The sequence below is a fragment of the Peredibacter sp. HCB2-198 genome (genome assembly GCF_045999315.1).
In the GTDB taxonomy this organism is placed as follows: domain Bacteria; phylum Bdellovibrionota; class Bacteriovoracia; order Bacteriovoracales; family Bacteriovoracaceae; genus Peredibacter.
The window spans coordinates 3,157,444-3,176,312 of sequence record NZ_CP174607.1; the positions used below are offsets into that span (position 1 = coordinate 3,157,444).

Consider the following 18,869-nt stretch of genomic DNA (forward strand, 5'->3'; position numbering starts at 1 on the left):
GAACTTAAGGAAAATCTAATAAATATTGCGGAAATATATGTAAGCGATGAGTAAAAACACCATTCCTACAAAGGCAATTCGCTTAAACCAGTTATCAAGGGCCAGAAATGAGCCATCTCCCTTATAAAAACCCGCATCCAGAATACATAAAGCGTGCAAAGTCAGACCTGGCCAGAAATAGGCATAGTATCCACCGGCCACTAAAAAGGCCCAGAAGATACCTGGCATCACTCTTCCCTTCATAAGCTGACCCAGTCCTGGAAGCATCATACTCCAGATGGCGGCGATCGAATTAGGGGCCTTAAAGTCTACAGGATTTGCATTCATATTAGTTTCCATTGATGAGTTTTCTTAGTCCTTTCGAAAAGGACGACTCTTCTTGGTTTTTACGATGTTGAACTTCCCTTTCACGGATGTATTCAGTGTCAGGAATCATATGTTTACTTGGAGGGGTCTTTCCATCATTCGGTTGAATTTGAAATACACCACGATAAGTCACTTCATCGCTGACAAGATACTTTTGATTATCAAGGGTCTTGTTCCAGTTGATATTGAAGTCTTTACGATTGAGCTTCGATTCAAACTTCACAAATTTATTTTCATATCCCCAAGTGTCTTTTACTGAATCAGTCACAGTAAATTCAACGTCCGCTGGGCGAGAGATATTTTTGATGGTCATCGTGCCTGAGGCCTTGAACTTATTGTCTTTCAACTGAACAATCTTGTTCGATTTGAAAATAATGTTAGGAAATTGGCGAGCATCAAAGAACTCAGAGTTCTTTAAATGTCCGTCGCGCATTTTATTACCGGTCTCAATACTGTTAATATCAATTTTGATATCGAGATTTTTAAAACTCATTGGTTTCGGTTCAAGATCCACATCAGCATCAAAGGCCGTGAATCGACCAGTTAGTTCCGAAACTCCGAGATAACCGACCTGGAACAGAATTTCAGAGTGATCTCGATTTGAGCGCCATGGAGCGGCCAGGGTTGATAGAGAGATTAAAGCGGCAAGTAAAAGAAAATGTTTCATGCTGTCATTATAGTATTTTATGTTTTTTTGGGTAGATACGTATGTCACATAAAATAGCACAAACTTCCCAGCTCTGGTATCATTAAAGCATGTCTAAGACTCATCATCACCATCATCATAACAGCACACTTCACCCCATTGATGCCTTTGGAATTAAACGGGTTTCTTTAAGTTCAATCAGGATCGAAAGACTGGAAAATCGGATCCATCCTTTGGTGCCTTTCCCGCACAAACATGACTTTTATCAGCTCATTTTGATGACGGCCGGAACAGGAGTCCACCATATTGATTTCAGTACCTACAAAATCACGAAGAACCAGATGTTTGTGATGAAACCGGCCCAGGTCCATACCTGGCAGCTGAAAGGGGCCCAGGGTTACGTCGTGGAATTCAACCGGGACTCACTCCACGGCATGAGCACTCATGCTTTGGACATGATTAAACAATTAGATTTTACTCCGGATGCTCTCACTTTTAAGACCCAGGAGTTTGAACAATTAAAAACTGTCACCAAACTCATGATGGAAGAATTCATGGCCGAAAAAGAGCATCTTGATCTCGCTCTTCGAGGATATCTCATGGCCTTTTTAATTCAGGTCTTAAGAAATAGTCCCATTGGCAAACAGACCAAGAGTATTGATATTCTCGACCGCTTCAGAAATCTGGTTGAAGATAATTTCAAGCACGAACATCGAGTTGAGTTTTACGCCAAAGAATTAAAACTCACACCGAAGGCCCTCACCATGCAGCTCTCTCGTTTAATGGGGAAGGCCCCACGTCAACTCATTCAAGAAAGATGTTTACTTGAGGCCAAACGCTATCTCGCCTACTCATCTGTTCCTATCGCTGACATTGGTTATGAACTGGGATTCGAAGATGCCAATTACTTCACGAGATTTTTTAGATTGCATGAGAAGATGACGCCGGCGAAGTTTAGAAAAGATTTTTCCCAATAGAGGCACTTATGAATAAAAAGAGACTTCTTAATTTAGTTTATTTCATCTTCTTGGGCCTTCTCCTCTATCAGATTGTACCTCGAACCCTACATAACTTTCATTCTGAAGGTCAGTCACTTCCCAGTGTTAACGCCTACAATTTAAGCACTGATACTGAAACTCTGTTTCCACCGGCCAGTGGAAATGCCATTGCCATTTTTTGGGCCACTTGGTGTGGGCCCTGCAAGCTTGAGATGAAGCGCTTAAGAAGTTCGGTTGAAGACGGAAAAATCCCACAAGATAGAATCTTTGCGATTAACCCATTTGAGAACCGTGAAACCATCTTGAAGTTTCTTTCTCAAGAGAAGTTTCCTTTTCAATTTATCGAAGCACCAGAATTAGTTAAAGACATGAAAGTAGAAGTGACTCCAACGACTCTCTTAATTGAGAGCGGGAAAATCACGAACCGGAGTTCAGGACTTTCCCTTATTGGAATCTGGAAGGCCGAATTGTTATTTAGATAACTCTCCACACTCAAGCATATACTGAGCAAACACATTTCTCACGGCCGGAGTGTTCTTTTGGTTTTGGACCCAATACTTTTTAATCATCGGGCAGTAATAAACTTCATAATTTTCTACTTTGCCAGTTCTTCTCAAGGTCACAAAAGATGGGGCCACACCTTGATAAAGCTCAAGGTTCTTTTCTTTGGTATTCGCTTTTGAGATTGCTTTTAGTGACTTGAGTCCATCTTTAAGTCCTTTCAACTGTGGAGTCTTGTCCTTTTCAATCAGGGTCGCTAGTTCCTGGGCCGCTTTCTCGACCTGGGTCTGATCTGTACCTAAAAGAGAATTAAAAAGTTTATCGTTGGCCTTGAAAGCGTCTTCGACCTGACCGGCCACCGCCATTCCTGAAAGAAGTAGTGAAAAAGCAAATAAAGTTAATTTCATAGTTCCATCCTTTTTGATGCAAATACGATTCATTCTACCGATTTGTGACATCATAAGCTATAATTTCTCTATGTCTTATCATGCCGTGGATTTCGGGACTTCAAACTCCCTACTTAGTTATGTCTCAAACGATGGAAAAATCGTGCCCGTTCCTCTGGATCTCAACTCCAGCCTGGTTCTGCGTTCCTTGATTTATACTCCTGAGAAAAATAAATGGTTTTTTGGAAATGAGGCGATTCAAGAGTATGTGAGCCATGAAGGTGAAGGCCGCTTCTTTCGTTCCATCAAAAAATTTCTGCCAGAACCAGGTTATACCGGCACTTCGGTTTTTAACCGAAACATGAACATCTCAGAAATGGTGGCGGTTTTCCTGGGAGAGATGAGAAGGCGAGCGAACAAGTATACTAACGAAAGTGTGGATCGAATTATTCTGGGACGACCGGCCCTTTACTCACTCGATAAAGAACAAGATCAACTGGCCGAAGATCGCATGCGAAAGGGCGCTGAACTCGCGGGCTATAAAGAAATTATTTTCTGCCCGGAGCCCGTGGCCGCAGGACTTGATTACACCACCAGTGCTAACGATGAACGCATTGTTCTTATTACCGATTTTGGTGGTGGTACCTCAGACTTTACTCTTATGAAAGTTCGCCACAATCAGTACTCTCAAGACGATATCCTGGGTCTTTCTGGAATATTTGTGGCCGGTGACGTCTTAGATGGTGTCATGATGAGAGACTTTATTGCTCCTCATTTCGGTTCTCAATATGAATATCAAATTCCCGGCGGCACCAACATTTTAAAGTTTCCGAAAAATCTTTTAAAGAAGATCTGTTCTCCGGCCCACATCACTCACCTCCGCGAGAAAGATACCTGGGAGTTTCTTCAGCACATTAATAAGTTTGCTCTTTCTGAAACTGATCAGACCAGAATGCAGAATCTTTTTACTCTCGTCGAATGCCAGCTGGGTTTCCCTCTGTTCCATGAAATTGAAAAAACCAAGATTGGCCTTGGGAAATCGCCCGTGGTGGATTTTCATTACAATCATCTTGATATCAACATCACTCAACCTGTTTCTCAGACTGGCTATCGTGAAAGCGTGACTCTAACCGTAAACGAAGTCATGGACACCATGATGGAAGTCTTTACTCAATCAGGACTTACTCCTGACAAAGTAGACCAAGTGATTATGACCGGTGGTACATCTCAGTTCCCGCTCATTCAAGAACGCCTAAAAAATACTTTCGGCGCCGATAAGCTAAAAGAACACAACATTTATCAATCTGTGGTAAATGGTCTTGCTCAGTATGCAATCAGGATGAAGAACTAGGGTTTGTAAGGGACACATCCCTCTTCATAATTTTGAACATATTTGGCACCGGGACACTTCCAAATTCCTTTGTGATCTTTGTATTGAGAAGGAAGTCCGCCGCTATTTGAAGAAGATGGTTTGGCCGAGACAGTACGTAAAACTCTTTCTTTTAAAACAAACCCGGGTCTTTCGAGCCAACTAATATTTTGAAATTTTGTTAAGACAATGGAACTCTCCACCAATGTATTCAGATCAATCCATCCGTCATCAAATTGCCGCTGCCAGCTCATTCCATAACTGTTCTTGACCTTGACCATGGCCCGACAATCACGCCCCTGACAAACTTCTTTAATCCCAAAGAGTGCAACAGAATGAGCACTTCCATGAGCACATTTGGTTTTGTCCTCAAGGGGCTGAGTACAAATTCCCATTTCAACTGGAATGTCAGAAAGTAGCAATGATTGGATTTTTTTATTTAAGCTTTCCGGAGTCAGCTTCTCATTATAAAGTGGGAAATTATTCGGTTTAAATTTGGGGATACTCACCGTCTCTTCCGGAGAAAGACACTTCTTGGGAAGAATAGAGCGATAAAGAAAGTCATTAAGGTCCCTGGCATTTACAAAAGCTTCTCGAATCTGCTCTGCCGGAGTCTGAAGGTTTGTGAGTTCTTTTTTTATCGACTCCACTAAACAGTTCACGCAATCATTTCTAGTGATTCCGATTCCTTTATATTCATTCCACTTCTGGGCCAATAAGTTCCAGCCGTTCTTTTCTTCTTCTGTATAAGAATAATTCCCCATATTGATCCGATACACGAGATCGCTGAACTTCGCGCATTCTTCAAGGGCAATTCTTGGATTTTTCATCTGCTCAAGATTAGAAAAAATTCTAAAAGCGTTTCCACCTTCTTCCAACTCACCTTTCTGATAGTAAGAAGTCACATCAAGCGAAGAAAGTCTTTCTCTAGGGTCGTTACAATTGAGCGCAAGTTCTTTGCAACGATAGTGCTCTAAAAGACTTGTGGCCGAAAACCCATAACAAACACCAATCCCGTCTTGGGCCTTAATGGGAGTATTAGGTGATATCTCTTTTCGAGTTCCAGATGTTTCTTCAAATCCTTCAGGGGCTGTATAGTAAGGATATTCTTGCGCCCAGGCCATCATGGGAAAAAGAAGAAGGAAAAAGAATTTCATTTCTTCTCCTTTCTATAGAGGTCCCAGGAATCTACCAAATACTTTTCTTTAAAGACGCAGTAATCATATTGATTGTGGCCCTTGTCTTCGAGGATGACACTGGCCCCGCCTTTGGAAGCGCAATACTTTGAGGCGGGATTACCCACTGTACCCATGGGGCCCTTCGGTTCGGCCTTCATTGGGACGACACTTACGAGTTTAAGACAGTCCTCGATCTTGCGGGCACATTCAGCATTCACTGAAAGTCCCTGGACCTTTTGAATCTGAATGGTCTTTTTACCCATTAAGAGTTCTTCTCCAGCACAGACCAGAGGTAATACGAAGAGAATGACGGGTATTAAGGACTTCATAATGGTCTTTTCGACACTTCATCGGATTCATTTAGTATGTAAAAGTTTCACTTCCGCGATTCCGCTACATATTGTTTACACACGAATCTGGCCCGTAGCAATTCCCGTGCTACATTCAATCCCATGGGAAATGGTCAGGCATACTATCTTACAAAGTTAAGAGAGGATCTCTCTATCAAGCAGAGAAACAATCCTCATTACTCGCTTCGCGCGTACGCTCGAGATATTGGAATCCATCCTGCAACTCTAAGCCAAATCATCAATGGTAAGCGTCCTCTTCCGATGAAGGACTCGGCAAGCGTGGCCCAAAAATTAAATCTCGGTCCGAAGGAAAAAACGCTCTTTATGGAGAGTTTAATCCGCAGTAAATCGGCCCTGGATCAGATTAAACTTTCCGATGAAGACACACGTTTCATTCTGGATGAGTCCTATTATAAAGTGATCGCAGAATGGGAACACTATGCTCTTCTCGAGCTTTTTGACGTCAAAGATTTCCAAGGGACAGTAGAAGAAATCACCATAAAACTGGACCTCACACCAAACCGTGTAGATGTCGTCATTAAGAACTTACTGACTTGCGGGCTGTTAGAAAGAAATGCTGAAGGAAAACTTCAGAAGGCCCATGCCCGGATTACAACCACTGAAGACATTAAGAGCCAGGCCCTGCGTGATTCTCACAAAGAGGTCCTTTCGATGGGTGCTACGAAGCTAGACGAAATTGCTGTTGAGTTACGTGACTTCTCTTCTTTAACTATGGCACTAGATCTGAGCAAACTACCAGAGGCCAAATCCATCATTCGTGAGTTCCGCTTAAAAATGATTGAGATGCTCGAAGGCGGCGATCGTACTGATGTCTATCAGTTGGCGATTCAGTTCTATCCCTTGACCAAGATTGAAGACACAACAAAGCATTAGGAGACTCTCATGAAAAACATCTTCCTTTTTGCAGGTCTACTTGCTCTCAGTCTCAACTCCTTTGCCAGTGGAGAAAAAGGGAATGGTGGCTATTCTGTTGTTTGTCGTGATGAGAACAATTTCATTATTTCGGCCGAGCTTCTGGATATTTATGAAGGTAAAACACTTTATAAATTGGAATACCCGACTGACGAATTCGCGGTAGACACTCTTCTGACTGTTGCGAAATACAAAATGAAGGAACATACGGCCTTCTCTTCAAAGCTTGAAAAAGAACTCGCCACGGTGGATGAGAGCATGATCTTCATCCCTCTTGGAAATGAACTTGAGTCAACCGATGACGCCTCCCCAGTAATCAAAAAGAAGGGTTGTCAGTTCGAGCAGCTTGCCAATTATACTGACGAGGGCGAACTGATTGTTTCTCAGGAAATCTATGAGCAACTCGACAATGTGAATAAGGCCGCTTTCAGATTGCATGAAGCGATTTACTCTTTAAGAAGAAAGGCCCGCGGAGATGAAACCTCACAAAGCACGCGCCGTCTTACGGCCCACATTCTGGCCAAAAACGGGAATCAAAAAATCATTGATCGTTTGACCAATGAATCCATGTATCAACCAGACGCCAAGAAACTTCCTTGTGGCCTAAAAGGTTCTCTGGAAGAAAGAATTGAGAGCTGCAGCTATCAAGCGCGTCCGATTGGAAGTATGTATCTCGTGACAAGAACTACAGACATGAAGGAAGTGTGGAAAGACTTCAGCAGTAATCTTCTTTGGAGTGATCGCCTTCCATCAAAGATGGGCCAGTTCATGGCCGAAAAGGCCTGCCAGGAAAAAGACATGCCTGAGATGGCCTACTTAAATCAATATAAGTGGCGTCTCCCGACAAGTGCCGAGTACTTTGGCCCGCAAGAGTTTCTTGCTTATGTTCTTCCTAATAACGTAGGTGCCGATGGCCCTTATAAATTCTGGACCAGCACCGTGAAAGCAAAATTCGCGATGGTTTTTGATGGTGGCTCTGGTGAGATGAGTTACGAGTATCTAAGTGATAAGAAAGTTGAATCTGTTCGTTGTGTAACGAAACTTAAATAAGGGCCCCGAAGGGCCCTTTTTTTACTTAACTTGGTTTAACCAATCATTCATGTTGTAGTAGTTTGTGACTCTGGCGATCTTGTCACCCTTGACTTCAAAGAAACATCCCACAGGTAAACGATACTTCTGGCCTCTTGCAGGTGGAAGACCTTCACAAGTTGATTTGTAAGTTCCGTTACAGATGAACTCGGCCGCGGCCCTTTTTCCGTCTGCAGAAGTCATGATCACCATATTGTCCAGGAACTCATCATAAAAAGTGTCCATTTCACCCAGGAACAAAGTGAAGGCCTCTTTACCTACTGAGCGGCCACCTTGATTGGTATCGTGGATCACGTCATCAGTCAGAAGACCTAGCATATCTTTAAAACGTTTTTCGTTAAAAGCTTTGTAATAAGCTTGAATAAGTTCAGTTGTGTTCATAATGCTCCTAAAAATATCTCGCGTGATGCTTAATATGTTCTTCAATAAAAGTGGAAATGAAGTAGTAGCTATGGTCGTAGCCTTCGCAAATAATCAATTCATAGTCCTGAGCAACTGAATTCGCCGTCACGATAAAATTGGTCGGTTTCAGTTCTCTCGCCAAAAACTCATCCTTTGAGCCTTGGTGAATAAGGATTTTTGATGCGTGTTTTTTTCCCGCCTTCATTAGCTCACAAGAATCATAACTTTTCCAGAGGGTTTGATCTTCACCCAAATAGCCTGAGAATGCTTTCTGTCCCCATGGAACCACCGTTGGATTCACAATCGGTGAAAAAGCAGAAACGGCCTTAAACTTATCAGGGTTTCGGAGGGCCAGAACCAAGGCACCATGGCCACCCATAGAATGACCCATGATGGAGATATTGGTCGTTTTAAAATGTTCTTGAATCACCTTGTAAAGATCATTCATCACATAGCTATCCATCCGATAATGATCTTTATAACCAGGAGTTGTGGCATCTACATAGAAACCTGCTCCTGATCCAAAGTCATAGCCATCATGCTCCCCTGGAAGATTGAGTCCACGAGGAGAAGTGTCCGGACAAATCACCATGAGTTTCTCATTGGCAAGAATTCTCTGAGCGCCGGCCTTGGTGATAAAGTTTTCATCCGTACAAGTTAGACCCGATAACCAGATGATACAGCCCTTGATCTCTCCATGAGGAACAAAGGTCGAGAATTTCATCTCAGTTTTTGTTTCCGCTGAATCGTGGGACCAAAAACTTGTATGACCCTCAAAAGTTTTATGTTGTTTAAGTAGCTTCATAGATCCTCTTAAAAAGTCACCACACTACGGATGCTCTTTCCTTCCTTCATATATTTGAAGGCCTCATTGATTTGCTCAACTGGCATAGTGAAAGTCACCATCTCATCAATTTTAATTTCACCCTTCATATATCGGTCAACGTAACCAGGAAGTTCAGTTCTGCCTTTTACACCACCAAACGCGGAACCTTTCCAAACTCTTCCTGTTACCAGTTGAAACGGACGAGTAGAAATCTCTTCACCGGACGCGGCCACACCGATAATGACTGAAGTTCCCCAGCCTTTGTGACAACACTCTAAAGCTTGTCTCATGAGTTTTGTGTTACCCACACACTCAAATGAATAATCCGCGCCACCGTCAGTGAGTTTGATCACTTCTTCCGTCACAGAATTAATTTTTGTTGGGTTGATGAAATCAGTGGCACCAAAATCTTTTGCCATTTCAAATTTCGCATCGTTGATATCAATGGCGATGATTTTATTTGCTCCGGCCATCTTCGCACCTTGGATCACAGAAAGACCGATACCACCCATGCCGAAAACGGCAACGTTAGCACCTTTCTCAACTTTGGCGGTATTAAGAACCGCGCCGATACCAGTCGTTACACCACAACCAAGAAGACACACTTTATCCAGAGGAGCTTTTGGATCAATCTTTGCCAGAGAGATCTCAGCGCACACTGTGTACTCAGCAAATGTTGATGTTCCCATGTAATGGAAGATAGGTTTACCGTCTTTCGAGAAACGAGTTGTCCCATCTGGCATAAGGCCCTTACCTTGAGTTTCGCGAATGCGCTGACAAAGGTTGGTCTTACCTGACTTACAGAATTTACAAGTGCCACACTCTGGAGTGTAAAGTGGAATAACGTGATCGCCTTTTTTCAGTGACGTCACTCCTTCACCCACTTCTTCCACAATTCCTGCACCTTCGTGCCCAAGGATAACCGGGAAGATCCCCTCAGGATCAACACCAGAAAGCGTATAAGCGTCCGTGTGACAAACACCAGAGGCCACGATACGAACTAGAACTTCACCGCTCTTTGGTCCTTCTAGGTCCACGGTCTCAATGCTTAGGGGTTGATTTGGTCCCCATGCCACAGCTGCTTTCACTTTCATCGGTCACTCCTTTGGTATTTTATACAATAAGAATGATAGGCCCATTGGTTGTTCTTGACTATCTACCCCGAAGGAACAACACTGTTTCCCTATGGAAACAATCAAATGGGTTCAGGGAGTTATTGCGTTTGTCAAAGTTGCCGAAACTGGAAGTTTTTCCAAAGCGGCAAAGTCTCTCGGCGTCTCGAAAAGTCACATCAGTAAAACAATCCGTCAGCTGGAAGAAGATCTAGGCATTGCATTGTTTCTGAGATCAACGCGTAAGATCCAATTAACGAGCCGTGGTGAAAAATTTTTGATGGACAGTAAGGCCTCATTGGAAAAACTTGAAGGGGCCAAGCAAGACATCATTCACTCTTCTGAAAAACCTCGAGGTACTCTCCGTGTGACCTTGGCCGGAATCTTTGGCGAGAACTATATCGCCCCGGTGGTAATCAAAATGGCGAAGGATTACCCTGAACTTCAAATTGAACTAAACTTTGATGCTCGCATAGTAGATCTGATCGCCGAGAAATATGATGTGGCCATTCGTTTTGGGCATCTTCCTGATTCGAGTCTTAAGGCCCAAAAGATCGCCTCTCGTCGTGAATTTATCTGCGCCAGTAAAAGCTATCTGCAGGCCAATTCACCGATCAAAGAACCAAAAGACCTGACTCTCCATAATTGCCTTGGGCAAAACCAATGGACCTTTAAGAAGAACGGAAAAAAGCTTCAGGTGCAGGTGAATGGAAATCTCAAAACCAATAATCCACGTGTGCTCTTAAGAGCGGCCAAGAATGGTCTGGGGATTGTGAGGCTACCAGGCTCTTACGTTTTTGATGAAATTCAGAAAGGGCGATTGGTTTCAATCTTAGAGGATTTTAGTGAAGGGAAGATGGACATTTGGGCCGTGACTCCTACTCGTCACGAGCAGAACATCAACGTTAAGACCTTTATCACTGAAGTGAAAAAGGCCCTAAGCGAAGGTTACCCAGACGTTTTATTTTAGACTTTCTTTTTTCTTTTTAAATTCAACGATGCTCTTCTTTACTACATCGAGAAGGAGATAAGTCGCAATGAGGTTTGGTACCGCCAAAAGTCCATTCACCGTGTCTGAGATATTCATCACAATCTTGAGCTGAATCACGGCACCTACAAAAATGAAGAAGATGAAGACATAACGATAAACTGGAACGTACTTCTCACCAAAGAGAAACACCACTCCTTGCTCGCCGTAATATGACCAAGAGACCACCGTAGAAAAGGCAAACAGAATCACAGTCAGAGTCACAATTCCTCTTCCAAAGACTCCGTAAACACTTTCAAAGGCCCAAGCGGTCATCTCTGATCCAGCAATACCAGCTTGATTCCAGGCACCAGTTGAAAGGATCACAAGGCCCGTAATTGAACAAATCACGACCGTATCAATGAATGGTTCCAGGAGGGCCACAATTCCTTCTTCACCGGCGGTTGATTTGGCCGCGGAGTGAGCAATCGCCGCAGATCCCATACCCGCTTCATTTGAAAATGTTGCTCGTCTCATTCCCATGATCACCACATCTTTAAAGACGGCACCGGCAAATCCACCAACGGCCGCAGTACCATTGAAGGCCCCCTCAAAAATAAGAGCGAACATATTTGGAAGGTGCTGATAGTTATAAAGAAGAATGCCGAGAGCTCCTAAAATATAAATACCAATCATGAAAGGAACAAGTTTATCTGTCACATTGGCAATTCTTCTAATCCCTCCAATAAGAATGAGTCCGGCCATCGCCGCCAGTGCCAGACCCGAAATCCATGTGGGAATTTGAAGTGAAGTCGTGAGTACTGAGGCCATTTGGTTTGATTGAAACATATTTCCAATCCCAAACGATGAAAGCACGATGAAGACAGCATAGACATGCCCCATTGGTTTTAATTTCTTCAAACCATTTTTCATGGTGTACATCGGGCCACCATGAACTTTACCCGTAGGACCCACCTCACGGAAATTAAGGGCCAGTGTTACTTCAGTAAACTTCGTGGCCATACCAAGAAAGCCCGCGACCCATAACCAGAAAATCGCACCTGGGCCTCCTAGAGAAACCGCAACCGCCACTCCCGCGATATTTCCCAGACCAACAGTTGCTGACAAGGCCGCACACAGGGCCTGAAAGTGAGAGATCTCACCTTTCGTTTCGTGCTTATCGAATTTTCCCATGATGATGAGAACAGCATCCTTAAAAAATTTGAATTGAGGAAGGCCAAAATAGACAGTGAAAAAGAGTCCTGAAAAACACAAAGAAAAAACTAAGGGAAGTCCCCATACAATTGAGACAAGCGATTCTGTCCAGATTTCAATTTGATTCAACATTATGTGTACCCTTTATTTTCCTATTTCTACTATTAAGGATAAGTGGTTTCTCAAGAGAGGTACATATGAAAATTGCTATGGTTCTCACAAGTCACGATCAATTAGGAAACACGGGCAAATCAACCGGTTTCTGGCTCGAAGAATTCGCTTCCCCCTATTATGTTTTTAAAGATGCGGGTGTTGATATCACTCTCCTGACTCCGAAAGGCGGCCAACCACCTGTGGATCCAAAGAGTGATGATCCAGAAAATCAAACTGAGTCGACCAGACGCTTTAAAGATGATTCCGAAGCTCAGAAACTTCTCGCCTCAACTAAAAAATTAACTGATGTTCGCTTTGATGATTACGATGCGATCTTTTATCCAGGAGGTCACGGACCGATGTGGGACCTCGCCAACAATAAAGACTCCATTCGCTTCATTGAGGCCATGGCCAATGCTGGCAAACCGGTTGCGGCCGTTTGTCACGGTCCAGTGGCAATGGTGAATGCCAAGGACAAGTCGGGTGCTCCCCTTTTAAAAGGTAAAACCATCACTGCATTTACCGATAGCGAAGAAGAGGCGGTAGGACTCACTAAAGTGGTGCCGTTCCTTTTAGAAGACAGCATTAAAGAGCAAGGGGCGAATTTCAAGCGCGGCAAGGACTGGGGCCCTTATGTGGTGGAAGATGGAAACATCATCACTGGACAGAATCCGGCATCATCCGCGGAAGCGGCCCAGAAGCTTCTAAGAAAGCTTCATTAAAGAAGATGCTGCATGAGGTGGCTTGGGACTTTGAGAAGCCAATAAAGGGCCTTTTTAAGCGGACTGATACTAAGGGCCTCGTCTTCACAAACTTCCATGTCACCATTTGAATCAAGCTTGTGGCTGTTCCCCATTCTTTCTTCAATATTATTTCTCACGTCTTTTGTAAGTTCTTTACTGCCGCTACAGAAAACCGCCAGCTCTGAATTGTAATAACTAGAACGGTTGTCCATGTTGAATGAACCGATCATGAAAGACTCATCACTAAAAACCGTCGTCTTCGAGTGAGTTCCCCAGGTCGAATTCTTTACTTTATCATCAATGAGTTTAGTCTCGTTATTGTAGTTGCCCTTATAAACATAGGCCTTGAAATCAGGATAGGTCGTATAGTTTGTCACGTGATCAGAGAACACTGTCACCACCGGCACGGCATCCGATGAAGCAAGACTGTTGGTCATGACAGTAATTTTGGTCCTCGTTTCTTTTAGGAATTGAGAAATTTTATCACTCACAGTATTGGCAAGAAAGTAAGGTGTATCAAAGATCACTTCATCCTTCGCCTTCTGGTCCATCCATGACATGATTTCACGACGAAGGTGGCGATACTCTTGATCATAGTTACCACGTCTTAGTCGGGCGACAAATCCCCCGGCCTCTTTATCAGTGGCGAAGGCAACTTCAGGACAATCACGTTTTTCATGAGAAAGGAACATCTGCTTTCCTTCCTCTTCCATAAATTTCAAAATGCGATCATGTTCAGGGTCCGCATCAAGAAGCTTTGCGGCCTTTGCGAGTTTTGCTCTATAACGATCCCGATCAATTCTGTATTGGAAATCATTATCGGTGTAATCACTTTCTCTAGGTTCTCTCGGTGGGCCAGGCTCCTTAGTCATGTCCGAGTTCCAATACTTCTCGAAACTCTCGTCCATGGTCTTAACGATCTCTCCCTCAACCGTTACATCGCGATCAAGAAAATTGTATTTTTCTGAAAGATCAAAGTACTCATCAGCGATGTTCCGGCCACCGGTGATTGCCTCTTTTCCGTCTGTCACCATGAGCTTTCTGTGATTTCGTGACTGAAAAGTCGAAAGAGCAACTAATGGATAAGTGTTGTAGTACCGAACATCGATGCCCTTCTTCTTGAGTTCTTGGGCATAGAATTCATCCATCTTAAACACGCCAAAAAAGTTGTCCACCAGGAGACGAACTTTGACTCCTCGCTGGGCCGCGGCCGCGAGTTCTTTTAAGATAATTTTTCCGGCCTTATCATCATTAAAGATATAAGACTCGAGATCAATGCTCTTTTCCGCACGACGAATCATGTCTACACGAGCATACAGGGAGCCCATGCCAGAATTAATGATTCTCATTTGATGCTTTTCTGTGGAGTGTTTGCGATAAGGCGGAACATCCGGTGCCCGCATGGCCGAAATGGGAGCTTCTTCAGGAACTGTTGGTTGGGTAAGATCAACCGTGACGACTGGTGCTTGCTCTGGAAGTTCCACCACCTGGATGTCATTTTGCGCAAAAGCAGTAGATGCTACTAGCGCCAATGTTAGTAGTGAAAGCGAAAACTTCATCAGAGATCCTCCCCACATAAGTGTACCTTGAGTCAGGTATTTCTCTAGTGGGGAGAGTATTTTTCCTATTTCCGACTAATCAAATAGTCTACCGACCATTTTCCGCTACCGCGAATAGCGAACATAATAAAGACCGCCAGGTATAAGAAGGCCATCTCTTTTACATTGAAAGGATCCTTCATATGAACAATAAGGCCCGCCATGGCCATTGTGATTGAAAGAAAAAGGGCCGCCGGACGAGTCAGGAGTCCAAGAGCAAGAAGAACCCCACCGGCAAATTCAGAAAGGGCAGCTAGCCACGCGAAGACGATCGGCATTGGTAGTCCCATGGACTCAATGCCACCAACTAGCATATCCGGAGGAGGAACTTTACCCAGACCATGAGAGAACGCCATTGTCAGACCAAAAAACACACGAGGAACAAACATTGATAATTCATGAACATTACACTTTTCAGGAACAGCTTTGAACAAAAGCGCTTTCATCTTGATTCTCCATAAAAAAAGTTAACTCCTTCATCATCCTACCAAATTCTTTTCTAAGCAAGTCACTTAATTCGCGGTTGCACATGACGGGAAGTTATCGTCACGACAAAATGTCTTCAATCAAGGAGTAGTCACATGCAAGCTTTTAAACTTTTCCTTTCTCTGTTCTTGGTCATCAGTTGCACACCTACTCTTTATGCTCAAGAGGAAAACGGAAAAGTTGACCCTGAGGTAGTAAGCAGGATCGAGGAAATGGGGAAATACCTTCGAGGCCTGAAGCAATTCGAAGTTAAATCGAATTTTACTTTTGAGATCGTGACCGAAGACAATCAGAAGTTTGAATACCCCGGGGACCTTCACTACAAAGTCATGAATCCCAACAAGCTCTATGCAGAACTTAAGTCCGATCATAAACATCGTAAGTATTATTATGATGGGACCTCCATGACCATCTATGATCCTAAGACCAAGTTCTATGGACAGATCGCCGCACCGGACACCATTGCTGAATTAATGGAACAAATTGAAAATGAATACAAGATTGTCTTACCTCTGGAAGACCTATTTGATTGGGGAACGAGCAAGGCACCGACAAACAATATTAAGGTCGCCACCTACATAGGAGAGACCAAGTTTGGTGAAGTCGTCGTCGAACAATTTGCGATTCGCCAGGGAAATATTGACTGGCAATTGTGGGTGACAAAAGGTGAAAGGCCCCTGCCTAAAAAACTGATCTACACCGCTAATGATGATCAAACTCGTCCTCAATTCGCGGCCGAATTAAAGTGGAACGTAGACCCAAAATTAAAGCAAAAAGACTTTGAATTTAGGGCCCCCAAAGGTTCTTATAAAATCGAAATCAATCCCTCTGAGGAAGACGTTGTTGCAAAACAAAAGGCGGTCCCATGAAATACCTTCTGATTGCTTTCACTAGTCTGGGACTTTTATCAAACGCATTTGCCTATCGAACCGTTTCGGCCGGCGGTATTCGCGCCCGAGGTGGCGCCCCCCTCAATGTGAATCGCAACCTCAATGTAAATGTGAACAGAAATGTGAACATCGTGGGTGGAGGCTGGCACGGCTACTACCCTGCTTCTTATCATCCCATTGCCACCGCCGCAGCAGTAACAGGGGCGGCAGTTGTCACGGCCGCGGCGATTGGTTCGATTGTTCACTCCATTCCTCCAACCTGTGTGAACACAGTTGTGAATGGTGTGACCTACAGTCAGTGTGGTTCAACCTGGTATCAACCACAGTATGTGGGAAGTAGTGTTCAATACGTTGTGGTGAATCCTCCTAAATAATTAAGAACTGCTCTCTTTTACTGGTGTTGGGGCCAATAACTTTTTCCCTTAACACCAGTAAATTTTTTCCAAGTCTCGCGTCACATACTCTTAAACTTTCACTACTTAGAAAACCAAAACTTGGAACTCATTTTGCTGGTTCAGGGACATGAATAAAACATGCCCTAATCCATCCTGCGCATTTCCTCATTTTGTGATCCGTGACGGTCATTTTCGTCGTAAAGACGATTCAAAAGTGATCCAGCGATTTCGATGTAAAAACTGTGGAACTCGTTTTTCCAATGCCACTTTTTCGGAAGCTTATCGGCAAAAGAAAAGACGGGTTAACTTTCCGCTTTTGAAGCTTCTTGCCTCAGGAAACTCTTTAAGAAGATCTGCGCTTCTCTTGGGTATCCATCGAACAACGGTCGAGCGCAAATTATCTTTCTTGGGAAAAAAGTGTCGGCGACTCAATCAAGAGTCACTTCTAAAGTTGAAAGGTAGGATCCATAACATTCAAATTGATGATCTTATTACGAAAGAGAACTCGAAGCTCAAACCTTTGAGTGTTTCGATTTGTGTGGATGAAAATCGACGGAGAATTTTAGCGGTAGAGGTCTCGCAGATTCCCGCCTTCGGACATCTTTCAAGGTTCGCACTGAAGAAGTACGGACAGAGAAAAGACGAACACTTTGAAGGACTCACGAGATTGTTTCAGACCATCACTCCGATCGTGTCATCGGAAGTCTTAGTGAAAAGTGATGAGCACCAGAGGTATCCGGGATTTGTTTCGGCTTATTTACCTAAAGCCAAGCATCTGACATTTAAAAGTGAGCGCGGATGTGTTGCCGGACAGGGAGAGCTTAAAAAGGTGCAGTTTGATCCGCTTTTCATCGTGAATCATACCTGTGCTCTTCTTCGTGCGAATGTTAATCGTCTTATTCGAAAAACCTGGTGCACGACCAAGGATCCGAAGCGTCTCAAAGATCACTTAGATGTGTTTGTATACTTCTATAATGAAGTGCTGCTTAAGATGGCACTAACACCATTGTAGTAGGGCAGTTTAAAATAATTACACACTTCGTGTGCGCTACATTTTGTAGCAATAAAAAATCTTTTGATCTCCTTGAACTTTCGGAACTAAGGGCGGTATATAGGCCGTCCTTAAGAAAGTAATTGGAGTATCTCTCATGAAACAATACCTCTTAGTCGCGACAATGCTGGCCGGATTATTATTCTGCTTAAAAGTCATGGCCGCGGGTGAAAAAGGTAATGGCGGATACTCAATCGTTTGCAGAGACAGTAATTATCAAATCACTTCCGCAGAACTTCTCGACACCTATGAAGGTCGTCTACTTTTCAAGAAAAACTATGCGGTCGAACTTAATTCAGTAGAAGAACTGGTCAAGGTCGCTCAAGAGCGCGTTCGTAAGTATGTTCTTTTCGCTTCGAAATTAAATAAAGAGATTAATTTGATTGAGAAGAACCTTATCTTCATTCCAGAAGGCCATGAACTTGAGTCTACCGATGATGCTTTTCCAGTGATTAAAAAGAAAGGTTGTGAGTTTGAACAACTTGCCAACTACACTGAGGCCGGCGAAGTTTTCGTTTCACAGGAAATCTACAACCATCTCGATAATGTTAATAAAGCGGCACTTATTCTTCACGAGGCCATCTATTCAATTCGCCGTAAGGCCCTGGGTGAAACCACTTCACAGAACACTCGTCGTTTAGTGTCTCAGCTTATGGCCACCAATCCAGATTGGTCGGTCATTGGAAAACATATCATGGAGTCCCTTCAGCAACCTAGTTACGCCAATCGACCTTGTGGTCTCTCGGGAACTCTTGAAGAGCGCATGGAGAATTGTTCGTATCAAGTGGCCCAGCGGTTCAATATGGTTCTGGTGACAAGAACCGAAAAACTCAAAGAAGTTTGGTTGGATGTGAATAACAACATCCTTTGGAGTGATCGACTTCCCTCGAAGATGGGGCACGCCAGTGCTCAAATAGCTTGTAAGACGGCCACGGAAGAAATGGGTTACTTAGACGAGTTTAAGTGGCGCCTTCCTACTGGAACTGAATTTGAGATTTCCGGAGAATCGGTCCTAGGAGTTTTCCAGTTCCAGACTGGAGCAGAGGAAAGCAGCTGGTACTGGTCATCTACAGTCCGTGGTCGAAGCATCATGATCTTTAACACTCAAGACGCCTCAACGACATATTCCCCGTTCATCAATAACCGCAATGGCTCAGTACGTTGCGTTTCGCCTGTGGAGTTAAATTTTTGATAGAAACTTGAGTCCAATTCATT

General features: G+C 43.6%; 22 protein-coding genes. 11 read left to right on the top strand and 11 right to left on the bottom strand.

Going from position 1 to position 18,869, the window contains the following annotated elements; translation table 11 throughout:
• Nucleotides 1–15: 15 nt before the first annotated feature.
• Both ACJVC5_RS15990 and ACJVC5_RS15995 read right to left on the bottom strand, forming a co-directional pair.
• On the bottom strand, nt 16–327 hold the full coding sequence (locus ACJVC5_RS15990) for a hypothetical protein (RefSeq protein WP_408096539.1): 312 nt from the start codon (nt 325–327) through the stop codon (nt 16–18).
• Nucleotide 328: 1 nt separating this feature from the next.
• Nucleotides 329–1,033 carry a YceI family protein gene (locus tag ACJVC5_RS15995; RefSeq protein ID WP_408096540.1) on the bottom strand — a complete coding sequence of 235 codons (705 nt, stop codon included), beginning with the start codon at nt 1,031–1,033 and terminating at the stop codon, nt 329–331.
• Between the two features lie 89 nt (nt 1,034–1,122).
• Between ACJVC5_RS15995 and ACJVC5_RS16000 the strand changes: the two genes are divergently transcribed.
• Together ACJVC5_RS16000 and ACJVC5_RS16005 are read left to right on the top strand one after the other, a co-directional pair.
• Entirely contained in the window at nt 1,123–1,989 is an 867-nt protein-coding gene (locus ACJVC5_RS16000) for an AraC family transcriptional regulator (RefSeq protein WP_408096541.1), read from the top strand.
• An 8-nt stretch (nt 1,990–1,997) separates the two neighbouring features.
• Nucleotides 1,998–2,492 (top strand): TlpA family protein disulfide reductase, encoded by a 495-nt coding sequence (locus ACJVC5_RS16005; protein WP_408096542.1) that lies wholly within the window; start codon nt 1,998–2,000, stop codon nt 2,490–2,492.
• On the opposite strand, the gene ACJVC5_RS16010 is transcribed toward ACJVC5_RS16005, so the two are convergent.
• Nucleotides 2,481–2,918 carry a hypothetical protein gene (locus tag ACJVC5_RS16010; protein WP_408096543.1) on the bottom strand — a complete coding sequence of 146 codons (438 nt, stop codon included), beginning with the start codon at nt 2,916–2,918 and terminating at the stop codon, nt 2,481–2,483. The two genes, ACJVC5_RS16005 and ACJVC5_RS16010, sit on opposite strands and share 12 nt — an antisense overlap.
• 70 nt (nt 2,919–2,988) lie before the next feature.
• Here ACJVC5_RS16010 and ACJVC5_RS16015 point away from each other — a divergent pair, with 70 nt between their 5' ends.
• Entirely contained in the window at nt 2,989–4,248 is a 1,260-nt protein-coding gene (locus ACJVC5_RS16015) for an Hsp70 family protein (RefSeq protein WP_408096544.1), read from the top strand.
• Here ACJVC5_RS16015 and ACJVC5_RS16020 read toward each other — a convergent pair.
• Nucleotides 4,245–5,423 carry a hypothetical protein gene (locus ACJVC5_RS16020; protein WP_408096545.1) on the bottom strand — a complete coding sequence of 393 codons (1,179 nt, stop codon included), beginning with the start codon at nt 5,421–5,423 and terminating at the stop codon, nt 4,245–4,247. The two genes, ACJVC5_RS16015 and ACJVC5_RS16020, sit on opposite strands and share 4 nt — an antisense overlap.
• Nucleotides 5,420–5,773 carry a DUF333 domain-containing protein gene (locus ACJVC5_RS16025; protein WP_408096546.1) on the bottom strand — a complete coding sequence of 118 codons (354 nt, stop codon included), beginning with the start codon at nt 5,771–5,773 and terminating at the stop codon, nt 5,420–5,422. Before ACJVC5_RS16025 ends, ACJVC5_RS16020 begins: the two co-directional genes overlap by 4 nt.
• 123 nt (nt 5,774–5,896) lie before the next feature.
• Here ACJVC5_RS16025 and ACJVC5_RS16030 point away from each other — a divergent pair, with 123 nt between their 5' ends.
• Nucleotides 5,897–6,688 (top strand): TIGR02147 family protein, encoded by a 792-nt coding sequence (locus ACJVC5_RS16030; protein WP_408096547.1) that lies wholly within the window; start codon nt 5,897–5,899, stop codon nt 6,686–6,688.
• A 9-nt stretch (nt 6,689–6,697) separates the two neighbouring features.
• Nucleotides 6,698–7,777 carry a hypothetical protein gene (locus ACJVC5_RS16035; protein ID WP_408096548.1) on the top strand — a complete coding sequence of 360 codons (1,080 nt, stop codon included), beginning with the start codon at nt 6,698–6,700 and terminating at the stop codon, nt 7,775–7,777.
• Nucleotides 7,778–7,798: 21 nt separating this feature from the next.
• On the opposite strand, the gene ACJVC5_RS16040 is transcribed toward ACJVC5_RS16035, so the two are convergent.
• Genes ACJVC5_RS16040 through ACJVC5_RS16050 form a run of 3 tightly spaced genes read right to left on the bottom strand, consistent with a single transcriptional unit; the run spans nt 7,799 to nt 10,138 of the window.
• Nucleotides 7,799–8,197, bottom strand: a complete 399-nt coding sequence (locus ACJVC5_RS16040) for a ketosteroid isomerase-related protein (RefSeq protein WP_408096549.1) — start codon at nt 8,195–8,197, stop codon at nt 7,799–7,801.
• Between the two features lie 7 nt (nt 8,198–8,204).
• Nucleotides 8,205–9,023, bottom strand: coding sequence for an S-formylglutathione hydrolase (gene fghA, locus ACJVC5_RS16045; protein WP_408096550.1), 819 nt, complete (start codon nt 9,021–9,023; stop codon nt 8,205–8,207).
• A gap of 8 nt (nt 9,024–9,031) precedes the next feature.
• A complete protein-coding gene (locus ACJVC5_RS16050; protein ID WP_408096551.1) occupies nt 9,032–10,138 on the bottom strand; it encodes an S-(hydroxymethyl)glutathione dehydrogenase/class III alcohol dehydrogenase in 1,107 nt (368 codons plus the stop codon).
• Between the two features lie 91 nt (nt 10,139–10,229).
• Here ACJVC5_RS16050 and ACJVC5_RS16055 point away from each other — a divergent pair, with 91 nt between their 5' ends.
• A complete protein-coding gene (locus tag ACJVC5_RS16055; protein ID WP_408096552.1) occupies nt 10,230–11,126 on the top strand; it encodes a LysR family transcriptional regulator in 897 nt (298 codons plus the stop codon).
• Here the strand turns inward: ACJVC5_RS16055 and ACJVC5_RS16060 are convergent.
• Complete coding sequence (locus ACJVC5_RS16060; protein WP_408096553.1) at nt 11,118–12,470, bottom strand: alanine/glycine:cation symporter family protein; 1,353 nt, start codon at nt 12,468–12,470, stop codon at nt 11,118–11,120. The two genes, ACJVC5_RS16055 and ACJVC5_RS16060, sit on opposite strands and share 9 nt — an antisense overlap.
• Nucleotides 12,471–12,535: 65 nt before the next feature.
• Here ACJVC5_RS16060 and ACJVC5_RS16065 point away from each other — a divergent pair, with 65 nt between their 5' ends.
• Nucleotides 12,536–13,213, top strand: a complete 678-nt coding sequence (locus tag ACJVC5_RS16065; protein ID WP_408096554.1) for a type 1 glutamine amidotransferase domain-containing protein — start codon at nt 12,536–12,538, stop codon at nt 13,211–13,213.
• On the opposite strand, the gene ACJVC5_RS16070 is transcribed toward ACJVC5_RS16065, so the two are convergent.
• Both ACJVC5_RS16070 and ACJVC5_RS16075 read right to left on the bottom strand, forming a co-directional pair.
• Nucleotides 13,210–14,793, bottom strand: coding sequence for a phospholipase D-like domain-containing protein (locus ACJVC5_RS16070; protein WP_408096555.1), 1,584 nt, complete (start codon nt 14,791–14,793; stop codon nt 13,210–13,212). The two genes, ACJVC5_RS16065 and ACJVC5_RS16070, sit on opposite strands and share 4 nt — an antisense overlap.
• 65 nt (nt 14,794–14,858) lie before the next feature.
• A complete protein-coding gene (locus ACJVC5_RS16075) occupies nt 14,859–15,278 on the bottom strand; it encodes a DoxX family protein (protein WP_408096556.1) in 420 nt (139 codons plus the stop codon).
• A 135-nt stretch (nt 15,279–15,413) separates the two neighbouring features.
• On the opposite strand from ACJVC5_RS16075, the gene ACJVC5_RS16080 reads away from it, so the two are divergent.
• The 4 genes from ACJVC5_RS16080 (at nt 15,414) to ACJVC5_RS16095 (ending at nt 18,846) form a co-directional block, all read left to right on the top strand.
• The gene (locus ACJVC5_RS16080) at nt 15,414–16,187 is read left to right on the top strand and encodes a DUF2092 domain-containing protein (RefSeq protein WP_408096557.1); all 774 of its coding nucleotides are present in this window, start codon (nt 15,414–15,416) and stop codon (nt 16,185–16,187) included.
• The gene (locus tag ACJVC5_RS16085; RefSeq protein ID WP_408096558.1) at nt 16,184–16,582 is read left to right on the top strand and encodes a hypothetical protein; all 399 of its coding nucleotides are present in this window, start codon (nt 16,184–16,186) and stop codon (nt 16,580–16,582) included. Before ACJVC5_RS16080 ends, ACJVC5_RS16085 begins: the two co-directional genes overlap by 4 nt.
• A gap of 148 nt (nt 16,583–16,730) precedes the next feature.
• On the top strand, nt 16,731–17,615 hold the full coding sequence (locus ACJVC5_RS16090) for a hypothetical protein (protein ID WP_408096559.1): 885 nt from the start codon (nt 16,731–16,733) through the stop codon (nt 17,613–17,615).
• 136 nt (nt 17,616–17,751) lie between these two features.
• A complete protein-coding gene (locus ACJVC5_RS16095; protein ID WP_408096560.1) occupies nt 17,752–18,846 on the top strand; it encodes a hypothetical protein in 1,095 nt (364 codons plus the stop codon).
• Nucleotides 18,847–18,869: the final 23 nt, after the last annotated feature.